Raw genomic sequence first — 13,926 nt, 5'->3', positions numbered from 1 at the left:
TCCATTTATGAATCTTTGGTGATATCCAGTCCCTGCGTTCCAATGTCTACAGAGCCGTCCTTCAAAGAGATGAAGGGGGAAAACTCTGCCGTCTCGTCCTCGTAGGTCAGACGGATGGTTGCGTCGGCGAAGATATCGCTGGCGTTGCACTGGAGGATAAAGGGCTGGCAATCCGGGTCCTGGTAGATCAGAATGGGTTGGGAGGTCTCCAGATCGTTGCGGTACAGGGACAGCTCCATACCCGTATATCTGGGGATCACCAGATAGCAGTCTCCGGCGGAGAGATAGTGAACAGGCAGGCTGTCATGATCCAGATAATGCTCCACATAGTAGTCCAGATCATCGATTTGCTGATATCCCAGGTAGGCCACGGCATAGTACTGTCCGTCCTCAAAGGGAATGGTATCCTGTTTGGAAGCCTCAGGCTGAGAGGTACAGCCGGAGAGAAGGCCCAGACAAAGGAGAAGAGCGGAGAGGCCACAGGTCATTTTTTTCATAGCGCATCCTCCAAATCTGCCAGCTGGCGGCATCATTCTGATTGATGTGGGCAAAGCCATTATAGCAGGAAAAACAGCGCTTTACAACGATAAAGAAACACACCCCCTGTACAGCAAATTGCCGTACAGGGGGTGTGTTTTCACTACCTTAAAGGGGCTTTTGCTTGTCGGTGAAAGGAGTTTGACCGGGCAGCTGCACGTCGGTGGAGAGCGGATACCGGGCCAGATATTTGTTGAAGCCGCGGCCATACTCGTCATCCCGCATACGGGTGAGCAGCTCCTCACGCTTGCCCAGAGCCCGTTCGCCGATGAGGTAGGCATATTGGATCTCGCCCCATTTTGCCATGCCCTCATAGATCTCGATTTCTTGGGCTTTGCCGTACAGTTTCAGGATGGCTTTGCTGTCCCAGTTGAGGTATTGCCAAATGTGGATCAGCTCATGGGCGATGGTCATGGTGGACTGCATCCGGGGCGCGCCGTTTTCCACCAGTATGGTATAGCCCTTTTTGTCCCGGATGGCTACGCCCAGCACTCTGCCGTCGCTCTTTCCGGTGGGAACAAAGCGCTTGCCCAGCCGCCGATGGAGCTTTTGCGCGTTGACCATCTCCACCCGGACCGACGCCGAGATCTTAGCGCCGTAGAAGATCTCCAGGTTTTGCACCACGGTTTGGTAGATGGCCCGGAATTCTTCCTCGGTTTTGACTGCCGTTCGGCTACAGGTAATACAGCGGTCCCGACCGTCCGAGAGGATCTCATACTCGGTTCCGGTCAGCTCTACGCCGCAGAAGTCGCAGCAGCGGCTGCCGTCCCGCAGGATATCCTGGCCGATCCGTTCGGCGGTGTCCCGGCCTGCCCGGGCCTGCTTGAGCTCGCTGTTGCCGAAGCCCAGGGCCTCCAGATAATCTCTGGTACCCTGTACGTCGATCTGTTCCGGCACCTGGGTACCGCCGTAGAGCAGGTAGCAGCGCAGGTGGTAGGGCTTGCGGGAAATGGGGCTTCCGCCGCCGGCCTGTACCTGTTCCGGCTCAAAGTGGAGGGTGTCCTGCTCAATCGGAGCCGGATTCTCCTGGATGGGAGCCGGGTCAGCATCTTCGGCAATTTCCTCGGCAGGAACATCCTGATCGGAAACCTTGTCGCCAGCATCAGGAACAGCGGCTTCCGCCTCGGCAGGTTGCTCAGCAGACGGTTCCTCCGGGAGGGGAGAGGTGGATTCCGGTTCAGCGGCAGGAACATCCTGGTCGGAAACCACTTCGTCGGAGCGCTCCTCGATGGCAGCATCAGGAACAGCGGCTCCCGCCTCGACAGGTTGCTCAGCAAACGGCTCCTCCGGAAGGGGAGAGGTGGGTTCTGGCTGTTTTGTCACAGAGGTATCGTCGGAAGGTGGGGCTTCGGTACCCAAACCTCCCGGAGCGGTGCTCATGAGAGGAGGCATGGTGTTTTCCTTGGGCTTGCGGCGGAACAGCTTCCGGAAGAAGTTGCCGATCTTCTGTAACAGCCGTCTGAAGAAGCCCTTTTTCGGCTGAGGCTCTTCCTCGGCGGGAGGCGCAGTAAAGTCGGGGGGCTCCTGAGCGGGAGGGGGATTCATGCTTAGATCCATTGCCTCCATGTGCCAGTCCAGATAATCGCAGAGTATGGAGAAGATACGGTTGAGGCTGCGCTGTACCGTGACCAGAAGGCCCAGGTCCAGCTGACTGTCCTCAATGATGTAGATGCACCCGTCCTCCAGCTCCGTCCCGTTTTCACCCTGCAGGCTGTAGGTGGTGGGAGCGGCAGCTTCACCGGGCATGACTGCAGCGATGTAGGGCTGATTTTCCGCGAAGAGGGTGCGGAAGATCTCGTTGAAGAGGAGCGCCACTGTGCCGCAGATCTCCTTGGTCAGCATACCATCCCGGTCCGGCAGGGTAATCCGCAGCAGCTGCTTGGCCTGATAGACCCGGTTGGGCACGCCGTTGATAGAGACCACGCTTCCCCCGGCGAAGTTGTTGTATTGATCCAGCTTCCAGTAGGCCGGGGTCTCCACCCGAATGTCGGCGTACTGCCGGACGATGTGCATCCCGGCGATGTCCATCTGGTCGCCCATGGCCTCGGAATCCACCACGTTGGAGAGGTAGTAATTCCGGATCTGGCGGTAAGCGGGACGGCCAGTGATGTGGTCGGCGGCGCGGCGTACCAGCACCTGACCGGCGCTGGTGACCCGGAGCATTTCATAATACTTACCGCCGAAGGTGAAGAACTGGCCGGGCAGGTACTTTTGGAACACATGGCCCCGCAGCTCCGCGCCCAGGTAGTGCTTCTCGCCCTTTTCGTCCTCGGCGATGTAGCCGGCGTTGCGGAGATCGCCCAGCACGATGGAGATAAACTTGGGATCTGTGATGGAGTACAGCAATTCCATCCGGCCCTGCTCCAGGGAGTATTTCTTTTTGACCTGCAGGGTATCGATCCCAAAGACGGTTTCAGCCTCTCCGTGGGAGAAGACCAGACATTCGTTGCCAGCTTTGTCAGTGCGGCTGATACCGCGGCTGCCGCAGTACAGGCAGATGTTATGCCACAGGCTGCCGGGCAGTTCTCCTTGGTCCATGTCTCCCAGTATCAGCTCCTGCTGGATGTCCGCCTCTTTGACCGGCCCGGTGCTCATCCGCAGGCAGAGCCGCAGGATGATATTGCGCTGGGTGGAGGCATAGTCGGCCACTATATAGGGGATGGCCTTGGGGTCAGCGTTGAAAATGCCGTCATTCTCCAGCATATAGTCCTTGAGCAAATACTCCGGCGAGATGATGTTGACAAAGCCCTGGTTGCGGGCCCGGGTGGAGAAGAGCCGCTTCATCTCGAACATATTGTTCCCCTCATCCTCTACGGTGAGGAAGTGGTTCTCCCGGATCCGGGCATTCCACAGGTTGGGGGTGGTCTGGAAGTATTCGTCCATGGCCTCCTGGGAGGTGGGCAGCTCCGCATAGTGCAGCAGATCATAGTAGTACTGCTTGGCGATCCAGTGGATATCCACCACCGGGAAGCTGTCGCCGCCATACCACTCGGTTACAGGCACCTGGTTTTTCAGCGCGGCGAAGGACAGCTCGGTGCCTACGCCCAGATAGCGGGAGAGGTTGGGCAGCAGGCGGTGCTGCAAGTGGTCGCCGTCTCCGTCCCAGCACATATAGGAGGAGACCCCCTTGTGGTGCTCTGTGGCGGACACCTCGGTGAAGCTGGACAGCAGGATATGGGACAGGGCATCCACCAGGCCGTCGCAGTTTTTATCGGTGGAGCAGAAGGTGATCTGCTTTCCGTCCTGGCGGCAGCGGCGCATGATGGAGTTCAGACCGATCTGGGCAGTGGTCACCAGCTTGGAGGGTTCCACCACCACCACGAACTCCACGTCCTGGAAGAAGGCGTCGTTGGCCTCATGGAGGGCCAGGTCGTGGACGCTGGAGCGGCTGATGATGCCCACATCCAGCGCCTGGGGGGCGTCGGAGAGCGCGCCGATGTTCCACATACCCGGAATGTTGGAGATGGAGGCCAAACCTTCCTGGCACCAGGCGATGATGTCATCCTCCACAGAGTGGCGGCCCAAAATAATGAGTACCTTCTTGCGGCGGAGCATGACCCGGTTCATGGGGTAGAACACATAGGGGATAAGATCGTAGTAGAAGGGGTTGTTGAACAGGATACTGCGCTCCTGCAGCAGCTCCAGACCGGAGGCCAGGTAGTTGTGGTCCAGCTGAAGGCCGCTGTGCACCTTCTTCCGCATAAAGCGGCCGTAGGCCTCCACCTTGGGGTCGTCGCTCTGCTCCAGCTGCTGGAGCAGGGCGTCGTTGGTCCGGGCTGCCAGCAGACCGGAGTCCACCGTGGTATTTTCCGCCCCCAGCTTGTCTCCAAACAGCTTGGAGAGCACCTTCCGGAGCAGGACATAGTTGGTAACGCTGTTGGCGTGGTCCGCCTCGCCGGTGAGATAGCTGGTCAGCTCCTGGCGGTCCAGTCCATCCGCGAAGAAGTAGATCTCGCCCACAATGAGCAGGCCGAACACGGGATAGAAGGGGACAGAGAGCAGGTCGTTGCGATAGAGCTCGCAGGAGAAGAGCACCAGTGCGGCGGACAGGGTCATGGCGGCATAGTACATGGTTTTCAGATAGGTGCGGGCCTGGCCGAAGTGGCTGCGGACATACCAGAAGGAACTCTCCTCGTCCTGCTCGTAGAAGAGCTCCGCGCACAGGTCGTGGAGACTACCGCCGGATTTGAAGACCACTTGGAAGATGGAGATCAGAATCCGTTTCAGCAGGATGTGGACCAACAGGATTAGGGTGTTGCCCACAAAGAGCAGGATATAGGCGGGGTCCACCGTTTCCAGCAGGTTGGACAGAGCCGCACCCATGTTTTGCAGAAACTCACCCAGCCAACTTAAGGCGCCGTCCATGGCCTGGGTAAGCTCCGTGCCGGCACTGGTCAGGAGTCCAGCCAGCAGTTCGATCAGCCTGAGGATCCATTCGTCGATCCACCCCAGGAAGATGATAAGCAGGACGCAATATACCAATGTCACTACCGGCATGGGGAACTGCCGGTCCCGGACAGCCCGTTTCAGGTTGGCCTTTTTATTCAGAAGGGCCAGCAGAAGGAAGGGAAGCAGTGCCAACAGAAGCCATGCCAGCCGGATGATAGTCTCAATCATACAGCTCCTCCCTTCTGATGGTGATGCGATTGATAAAGTCCACAGGCACCTGGATGGTGCTGCCGGGCTGGAGGAACTCGATCTGACGGCGCATACCCTCGGTGTAGGGCACGGGATAGGAGAAATCCACCGTCCGGGTAAAGTCATAGGTATATGCGCCCACCTGCTCCGCCTCGCCGACGGTCCAGCTGTCCACGTATACGCCGAACACTTCCCGCAGCTCCTCCCGGATCCGCCGGATGTCCGTCATGTGCTTTTTCAGGACACGGACCTTCTGACTGTCCGGATCGCCGCTTTGGTTGCGGAAATTCAGGACCTGAAAGCCCCGCATCATGTTGCAGGCGTGGCTGAGATAGTGGGAGTACTGGGCCGTGGAGTGGTCCAGATCCATAGAGATCCGGCCCATCAGATCGTTGTAGTCCCGAAAACGCTTCCGGAGTGCGCTCCGCAGGCAGAACAGGCAGATCACACCCACCACCACCAGGGCAGCGGCGGCGCCGCCCATGAGGATGAGGGTCCAGAAGCGGCTCTCATCCTCAGAGAAATTGGACAGCAGCAGGGGCAGAAAGCCCAGCAGATAAAGCACCAGCACAGTCAGACCCAGCGCAACGGTGGTTCCCTTGGTCATACGGGTCTCGATCTTGCGGTGGATGGCCTTGCTGTGTTCCTCCATCTCCCCCTCATATTTGTCCATGTGGAAAAAATCTGGGGTGTCGGTGGTCACCATGTTCAGTTCCTCTTCGTGGGTGTATTCCTGAACATCTTCCACCTGAAATTCATTCAGGTTCCAGGCCCGGTCCAGATCCACCTGGTTGAGCCTGCGCAGGTCGGTCACCGCGCTCTTCAGGGCACGCCGGGGCTGCTTGAGCAGCCGCTGCAGGGTGCGCCGGGAGGTCATATAGGTGCCGGTCCATTTGCTGTCCTCGTCCTCCGGACAGTCGGTGGCCAGGCCCAGCTCCTCTGGCTTGGAATAGAGGTCGGTGCGGTCGATCTCCTGGGAGAACAGCACCGGCACGTTGATGTTGGCGCAGAAGATCTGCTTGGCGTCCCGGTCACTGAGCCGGGCCTTTTCCGTGGACTGGATCTGCTGGATGTGCTGGGTCAGCAGATCGCTGGTGTTGGCCAGCTTGGCATCGTACTGAGCCAGCAGCATCCGAAGGGCCTGTTCGTTGTTTTCACAGCCCAGGCGAAAGACCCGATTGGGCTTGAGGGCACCGGAGGGGGTCTCATTGCAGGAGAAGATCAGCAGGACATACAGGAACTTGATATACTCAAACCCGTAATCCCGGTGCTCCTTGGGCAGAATGTCAAAGAACAGGTAGCGCATTTTGTCAAAGTACAGGTTCCAGTCGTAGAACCTGGAATACTGGATGTCCTCGTTGGGCGTCCAGGCGGTGGTGATATCGCTTTCCTGAGGACAGTAGGTGCGTTTTGCGATACAGATTACTTCCTGTGGCCGGGAAAAATTCAGCTTTTCCTCTCCGATGATCTGCTGGCGCAGTTCCTGCTTGCGGATGCTCTCGGCGAGATACTCGGCAAATTCAGGGTCGTCGGAGGCGTTGTTTTTTCCCCGGGTCACCAGGGGACTTTCGCACAGGTGGGTCATAAGACGGGTCAGCGGCTGCCGGGCGGCCTGTTCAAAGGCCTGGAATTTGGCCTGACGGAGCCGATCCAGATAGGTGTGCTGCGGCGCGTCCTCCTCCGGCCCGCCGGGGTCGTAGGGGGGCATCTGGAAGGGAACGATATCAAAGGGGTTTTTATGGTCCAACCCCTGCTCGTCACACACCACAACGGCGCGCCACTCCTGATGTCCGGCCACACACTGGGCCAGTTTGGGAACGGAGTCGGCCAGCGTGGTCTCTTCCGGAAACCAGGGACAGAGCGACAGACGCGTCTCGTCGATAAACGGCTGGAGGAATACACGGCACTTTTTGATGTTGTCGATGTGCTCCTGTTCCGCGATCACGACTGTGAACAAATCCTCTCACCTCCGTTTACCAAGCTTTTGTTCAGTCGGTGTCACGCAAAAGCTGTCAACGGAGGCGGGCTCTCATTTCTTCCAGAGCCTGCTCATAGTCGTCGGGCTCGGGAGCGGTGGAGAAGCTGGCCCGCACCCGGCGGTAGATGATGTCGATCACCGGATTCTCCGACACCTTGCCGCCCCGGTTCAGGGTCTCATACTGCTCAAAGTTGTTTACCATGAGCATGAACTGCTTCTTCAGCAGGTCGCAGAGCAGGAACTTGGCGTCGTTGGGGTTCTCCCACTGAGCCAGCTCGTCCTTGAAGGTCTGGATGACCGCATTGACCAAGCCGGAGATCTCATTGACAAAGCGCAGGCTGCTGGGCAGGGAGTTGTAGTAGGCGATGGGGATCTCAAAGAGGCTGGTCTCCCCATCGTGGAGAATGTCCAGATGGAACTCCGCCAGGTCCTTGGCAAAGGTGGTGCCGGCGTAGTTGGAGTTGCGCACCTTGTCCCGGGCCCGCTTCTTCTCCTTGATCTTCTCCATATCCTCCACCACAGCGGGGCTGATGTACAGAGAGTCCAGGATCTCGTAGAACTCATCGCACAGGGTGCCGTTGGAGACGATCATATCCACATAGCGCTCGTCGGAGTTTTCGTACTTGTAAACCTTCTTGCCGCCGGCGGCGGTGGAGATGAAGCGATAGGTGATGACTTTGTGGATCAGACCATAGATCAGCGCCTGGTGGATCTTCATCATCTGCCGCTCCTGGAAGCCAAAGTCCAGCTCGGGCATGGCGGACAGGGAGTCCCAACGCTTGTCGATGTGGGTGGAGATGAGGGAGTTCTTGGTGGAGTCGGGGCCGATATTCCGGGAATAGGTCACATAGGCGTTGTGGTACAGTCCCGCGTTCTTCACGCCGGTCTCCGACTCGCTGTAGCAGGAGAACTTGCTCAGCTTATCGGGGGTCAGGTTGTACAGGGCGTTGAAGAAGTGCAGCTCATAGCGGGAGATGGTGTCCACCGCCGAGCCCTTGGGCAGCAGGTCGGTGATGCGGTAGGCCCGCATATCCAGCAGGGACTTGTTGTAGGCGCTGAGTTTGACCTCGCGGGCCTCCTCGTTGCGCAGACGCTGGATGCTGGGGGCTGCCAGACGCTCGCCCATGGCGATGACCTCGCAGATATGGCGGACGTTGTCCTCGTTGGTTACCTTGTCGATGAGTTTCTTGCTGCTGTCCTGCATCTCCTCACGCATTTTCAGGCGGGACAGAAGCCGGTTCTCCAGAGCGATGGCCTCGATGATGTTGACGTCGATGGCGTCGCACCGGCGGCGTACATCCTTCTTGAAGTAGCCCAGCAGGATATCGTCAAAGATATCGATGCTCCGGTCGTTCTCCACGATGTCAGCGTTGCGGATCTCCCGATCAAAGGACACGTTGGACTTGACAGCGTCGAAGATCTGGGCATTGAGCTCGGACTCCAGCATGGAGCCCTCCTCGCTCTGGTGGGCGGTGGAGCGGACCAGCTCATTGAGCAGGTCACGGGTGGCGCAGACATTGTAGGTGGAGTCGCCCTTGCGGAACTTCAGAGCGTCCACCATATCGTCCTGCCGGCGCTCCAGGGCCTGCACCTTATCGCCAAAGGAGAAGAAGAAGCTCTCATACATCTTGCACAGGTCGTCCAGGTACTCCGAACCGAAGGTATAGGCCTCCAGCTTGGCGGTGCACTCGCCGAATTCCCGGATGTGCTTGTGATAGTCGGGGAAGAGCTCGTTGAGTTTCTCATAGAACTTGTTGTCTCCGCCGGAGAACAGGGGGATGGCCTTGCGTTTGTCGGGGTCCTGCTCCGCCGAGCACAGATCGTCCAGGTTGGCCTCCACCCGCTTGGTCTTTTCGTGATCGAACATACCGGTGTCGTAGGCGTCGGGGGCGTACAGCTCCAGCCGGGGCAGGATCACATTGTGCAGGGTGGAGGTGGTGGTGCGCACCCGCTTGTCCATCTCAATCTTGGCCTGGTAGAGCATATAGCGGGCGGCGTTGGGGTGACACACCTCGCCGAAGGCGTTCTTCAGCAGGAACTCCAGAGTGCAGGGACGCTTTTCGTTGATGGTCTTGTTCTCGTTCATGAACAGGGCCTCGGCGGCGTTGGCGGCCACCTTCTTGGCCCGGGAGCGCAGCATGGCCTCATAGTTGCGCAGTTTGTCCTTGTTCTCCACCGCGTGGCCCCGGTTATTTTCGTCTTCATAGTCGATCTCGGTGGCCAGGGCATTGGCGGCGTCCCGGGTGGCCCGGATGGCGGAGTCGGTGGACAGGGAGGCGATCATCTCCTCATCCACGGCCTTAAAGAAGTTTTTGATCCGCTTGTCCGCATCGCTGAGGAAACGGGCGTTCAGATCCTTGGAGAAATTGTCGGTGGCGGTACGCAGCTTGCCGGTATATACCTCGCCGCGGGTGGGAATCTCGCTCTGGGACAGGCCCTTCTTGATGGCGTCCTGCTTGGCCACATCATAGGCGTGGTCGTACTTGGACCACTTGGCCACGTCGCCTTCGCCGCCGATGCTGTCCATGGCCCAGCCGTAGGCAATGTAGTCGGCGATATCCTCATAGGGATAGCGGATCACGCCGGCGCCGATGCCGCCGAAGCGGTTGCGGCCCAGATTGCCGGGGTTGGACATCTCCTTGATGATGTTGTCCTCCACGGAAAAGGCGTTGGCCTGCATGGGGCCGATATTCTGCTCATAGAGGGCCTGGGCGGCCTGGGCCTTATATTGCTCCAGGTTTGCCATGGTGGTATCCTCGGCGTTCTGGCCGTCCATCAGGAAGCAGAAGTCGAAGGGCAGCAGGGACAGGCGCTTGAGCTCATTGGTGCCGGGATTGGCAAAATCAATGTGCAGATCCTTATAGCGGCTGAGATCGCTGTCGCCCACGTCCATAAAGCCGGAGCCCTTCATCATGAAGGCGTTGATCTCCTTGATGGTGGCGTAGGCGTTGCGGCGCTGGCTCTCCCGCTCGGCGGTGGAGTCGATGACGCTGTCCAGGGTCTCGGGCAGCAGGATCACCGAGCGCACGATCAGCGAGGTGTTGGGATATTTGGTGTTAACATAATCCCGGACGATCATGGACAGCGGCAGGATGATGCCCGAGCCGGTGCCGCCGGAGGCGGTGGAGGCAATGACAATACGCATGGCCTGCTTGAGGGCCTTGCCGTCCTTGCGGAACAGGTCGTCAATGGCGTCATACAGCGGTTTCAGCTTGCCGGTCTTGATGGTGGCGTTGAGGGCCAGACGGGAGATGGCACGCACCTGACCGGCGCCCTCGGAAACCGTCTTGTCGTACATGACGGCGTTCTTGGGGAACCAGTTTTTCAGAGCGTCCTGATCGTAGTCCAGGTAGTCACCCACGGTCTGGGTGTTGGAGGTCTGAACATAATAGATGTGGGCGCTGCTTTTGGCAATGTCGGACAGGTCGTTGACGTTGGTGTCCAGACAGACAAAATTGATGTTTTCCTTCTCGCCGGGGCGGCACATCTCGGCCACCCGCTTGACGATGTTGCAGCCGGTGCCGCCAACACCGATAAACAAGGTGGGCGCAGCTACGACGTTTTCCTTGATGATCTCTTTGCTCATGTCATTCCCTCCTGATGATCTGGTATCATACTCCTCGCTGCTGGAATGGATGTTTTACGATGAGATGGGTGCTCATTTAAACTGGAGCTGGACCGACAGGGTAAAGGATTCGCCGGTGATGGTCTCACCGATGAAGGTGCAGGTAGGTTTGCCGCCGATCTCGAAGTTTGTGGCAGCCGATGGGCTGGGGATCTGCTTGCCGTCCAGCACCCAGATGATCTCGTTGCCTTCCTCCGACTTGACCAGAGTATGGGTGCCGATGGAAAGGGAGGTAAGGGCGGCGGTATTGGAAGGGGAGATGGTTGTGACCAGGGCCCGGCGGCGGTTGGACTTGACCCGCCGGGGGGTGACGGCCTGCAGCTGAAGGGCAAAGCCGCCCTTTACCAGCGGTGAGCCGGAGTAGGCGGGGGTGGATACCTGAATGGAGCCCCGCTTTTTTCCGCCGCCGGAGTAGTTGCATTTGGCTGCGCCCTGAACCATTTCGCCGTCTACGGTGAATACGGTTTGGGCGCTGTTGACGGTGATTTTCTTGGGCAGGATCTTGCGGCTGAGGTAGAAGAGGATCAGGGCGATGATCAGCAGAATGATCAGGGCGATGATCAGGTAGCGAAGCCACAGGGGATAAGTGCTCAGCTCCACCTGCTTGGTGCCCTCTGCCGAGATCTCCCGGCCGATCTGGTCGTTGGTAACGGCGCGGACGCGGAGACCGTACTTGCCGGAGACGGCGTGTTCATCTCCTGCAATATGCAGGGCATAGGCCGACTCTCCCGGCAGGGGTTCCTGGGTTACGGTCAGCCCGTCTGCCTCCACGATGAGGGTGGTGGCAGCCAGCTGCTCGTCTGTCATGGGCTGCCCGCTGAGGGACAGCTTCACCAGAATGGGGGCGCTGTCCTCCAGACCGGAGATGACAAAATAGCCGGGACCTTCAAATTCCATGGCCAGCTGATAGCTGTCATCTTCCAGGGTGAAGTCCCAGGCGGCCTCATTGCTCTGGGCCGTGACGCCGAATTCATCGGTATAGCTGGCGGACAACGTCATGTGATAATCACCGCAGTTGGTGGCCTCAGCCGAACCGGCATAGCGCAGATAGAGAGCGCAGTTGTCGCCATCCCGGATCAGCTCGTACCCGGCGTTGCCGCCTTCCAGCGCGGCGTTGAATTTCACCTGCTCCAGAGCCTCGCCGGTGAGCTGGGAGCCCTCATAGTAGACCTGCACCTGGCAGGGAGAATCCTCCAGAGTGGAGAGCGCATAGCTGTCCTGCCTGCCGGATACCTTGAGTTCCAGAGAACCGGCGGGGCGGGGGGTGACCTGAAAGCCGCCGGAGGGCCAGCCCAGCTGGCTGCTGTCTTTGGTAATGGAGTAGCCGCTGAGGTAAGAGACGTGGATCTTTCCGTCCAGTACATCCCCCTCTTTCAGCTCCAGAGCCACCTGGCCACTCTTATCGCTGGTAACGGTCTGCTCCTTGCCGTTGATGGTGTAGGTTACCTCGTAGCTGGTGGTACCCAGAAGGGCAGAGGTGGTCATGTTGCCGGTTTTGTCCACCAGACCGTAGTTGATGTAATAAGTGCCGGGGTAGAGCTCGGAGGAAGAGGTGATGACCGCGCCGCTCTCATCGGTGAGCTGGGCCACCAGATCCACATCGGGCTCGTAGTATACGCTGACGTTGCTTACGTCGCCGGAGTAACTCAAAGAATAGGTTCCGGCCTCCAGAGGCGTGTCATAGATGGCGATATAACCGCTCAGGCTTTTGTCGATGCCGAAGGAGCCGGAGCCGATACCGCTGCCGGCGCCCTTCTCGCTGTAGCGGGGGCTGTATTCCAGGCTGGGGCTGCCTACCGATGCCCCGGAGGCATCCTTTAAAGTCACGCCGCTGATGTTGCTCCCCTGAACGAACAGAATGAGCTTGTTCATGGATACATCAAAGCTGATCTGATTGCCGGAGGCGGTCAGCTTGTCCCGGCCAAAGATCATGTTGCACATATTGGTCAGCTTGCTCAGTACGTCGGCACTGTTGGCGGCCTTGTCCGCGTAATACTGATACTGACCGTTGCTGGTCACTGTGGGCATAACTGCGACGGAATCAATTCCCAAATAGAGCACATTGGCCGATTTATTGTACTCGGTGAGCACTTCGGACAGCCGGGCGGAGGTGGCGGACCCCAGACCGGCGCCATTTTCATAGAACTCCGCGCCGTCGGTGAGCACAATGAGCCACTTTTCATCGGCGGTGCTGCGCTGCAGTGCCTGATAGGCGTCTCCGATGGTCTCGATAGGGGTATCTCCCGCGTGGGGGGTGTACATATCCCGGATGGCGGAGATATCGCTGCCGCCGGATACCGTTACCGGGGACTGGCTGGTGTAGCTCTTCCCGTTGGCGGTGACCTCATACATGGGGAACACCTGGAGCGTATCCCCCTGATTCATCATGGAGGCAAAAACTTCGATGGCATAGGTGGCCCGGCACCAGGCCTTGTTTCCGCTCATGTACATGGAGCCGGAGTTGTCAAATACAATGGCGATGGCGCGGGAGACGGAGTTTTTGGCCGAGCCGGACGCTCCTGCCGTTCCCACTGCGGCAGAAAGCAGCAGAATCATTGCCAGCAGCCCGGATAAGATTCGTTGGACCCAGGCTTTGGGATAAAAGCGCGCAGTTTTCCCCATGGACGTGTCCTCCTCTTATGTTCAGCCCTATATCACACACATAGCAAAGGGTTTTGCATTTCTCTCCAAAATTCCGCATGAAAACCCAAAATTCGACAATAATTATATCTCTTGGAATCATGATGTGTCAAGGAACTAGCTAAATCGTGCATACAAAATTTAAGTAAAATGGCGGACAGCATCGGCGACAGTGGTTGGCTAGCTTCTGGTCGGAGTATGAGCGGAGCATTAAGGGTTGTAGCAGAGGAACGGCTGGTGTATGATAAGAAAGTGTGTGGAAAAGGCAGGCGGAGAGGGCCTGCCTTTCCTGCGGAGCATTGTGTGATGAGGGGGAGGAACAAATGGACAGAAGGTTTCAGATCACGGCCCGGGGCAGTACGGTGCGGCGGGAAATCGTCGGAGGCATCATGGAGTGATACACTAAAACCGCACACCCAAGGTGATATAATAAAACACAGAAAGGGTGTAGCAGATGGGACAGAAATACGACGCGGAATATAAAGCCGATGTGCTGAAGCTGGCCGAT

The 13,926-nt window shown here is 58.3% G+C and carries 5 protein-coding genes; all 5 read right to left on the bottom strand.

Annotated elements, in window-relative coordinates; all coding sequences use genetic code 11:
• Positions 1–5 precede the first annotated feature (5 nt).
• The gene (locus tag B5G06_RS02160; RefSeq protein WP_087187473.1) at positions 6–497 is read right to left on the bottom strand and encodes a hypothetical protein; all 492 of its coding nucleotides are present in this window, start codon (positions 495–497) and stop codon (positions 6–8) included.
• Between the two features lie 148 nt (positions 498–645).
• Positions 646–5,154 (bottom strand): hypothetical protein, encoded by a 4,509-nt coding sequence (locus B5G06_RS02155; RefSeq protein ID WP_087187472.1) that lies wholly within the window; start codon positions 5,152–5,154, stop codon positions 646–648.
• A complete protein-coding gene (locus B5G06_RS02150; RefSeq protein ID WP_087187471.1) occupies positions 5,147–7,132 on the bottom strand; it encodes a hypothetical protein in 1,986 nt (661 codons plus the stop codon). Before B5G06_RS02150 ends, B5G06_RS02155 begins: the two co-directional genes overlap by 8 nt.
• 55 nt (positions 7,133–7,187) lie before the next feature.
• Positions 7,188–10,739 carry a tubulin-like doman-containing protein gene (locus B5G06_RS02145; protein WP_087187470.1) on the bottom strand — a complete coding sequence of 1,184 codons (3,552 nt, stop codon included), beginning with the start codon at positions 10,737–10,739 and terminating at the stop codon, positions 7,188–7,190.
• Positions 10,740–10,811: 72 nt separating this feature from the next.
• Positions 10,812–13,400, bottom strand: coding sequence for a vWA domain-containing protein (locus tag B5G06_RS02140; RefSeq protein ID WP_087187469.1), 2,589 nt, complete (start codon positions 13,398–13,400; stop codon positions 10,812–10,814).
• Between the last annotated feature and the right edge of the window lie 526 nt (positions 13,401–13,926).

Origin of the sequence: Flavonifractor sp. An52 (assembly GCF_002159385.1) — a bacterium.
Classification (GTDB): domain Bacteria; phylum Bacillota; class Clostridia; order Oscillospirales; family Oscillospiraceae; genus Flavonifractor; species Flavonifractor avicola.
The sequence above is the reverse complement of the archived record's forward strand: the minus strand, read 5'-3'. Positions and strand labels throughout refer to the sequence as shown.

Coding starts and splice junctions, on each gene's coding strand:
- B5G06_RS02145 (WP_087187470.1), bottom strand. CDS start 10,739: ATGAGCAAAGAGATCATCAAGGAAAACGTCGTAGCTGCGCCCACCTTG.
- B5G06_RS02140 (WP_087187469.1), bottom strand. CDS start 13,400: ATGGGGAAAACTGCGCGCTTTTATCCCAAAGCCTGGGTCCAACGAATC.
- B5G06_RS02155 (WP_087187472.1), bottom strand. CDS start 5,154: ATGATTGAGACTATCATCCGGCTGGCATGGCTTCTGTTGGCACTGCTT.
- B5G06_RS02160 (WP_087187473.1), bottom strand. CDS start 497: ATGAAAAAAATGACCTGTGGCCTCTCCGCTCTTCTCCTTTGTCTGGGC.